The 237-nt window shown below is 48.9% G+C and carries 1 protein-coding gene; it reads left to right on the top strand.

The genetic code is table 11. From position 1 onward, the window contains the following. Nucleotides 1-237: hypothetical protein (locus tag L977_RS25085; RefSeq protein WP_231563634.1), on the top strand; the 237-nt coding region annotated here is incomplete at both ends.

Below are 237 nucleotides of genomic sequence, written 5' to 3'. Positions count from 1 at the left end.
ATCCCCGTGTCCTTGGTTCGATTCCGAGTCCGGGCACCACTATTTAAAGAACCCAGCCTATGGCTGGGTTTTTGTTTTTCTGCGCTTATAAATCCCTTCTTTTATATTCTTGCTTCTCTTTCCGGTGAGATCGTGCAATCTGCTTTGCCGGATGGCGGCTTTGCCTTATCCGGCCTACGGGAAAGTTTCAAGGAGAGGAAAACCAAAAGCAAAAAACCCCGCACCTTACGGTACGGG

The organism is Enterobacter sp. ZOR0014 (assembly GCF_000798855.1).
Classification (GTDB): Bacteria; Pseudomonadota; Gammaproteobacteria; order Enterobacterales; family Enterobacteriaceae; genus Enterobacter; species Enterobacter kobei.
This window is presented reverse-complemented; position numbering and strand designations above follow the sequence as displayed.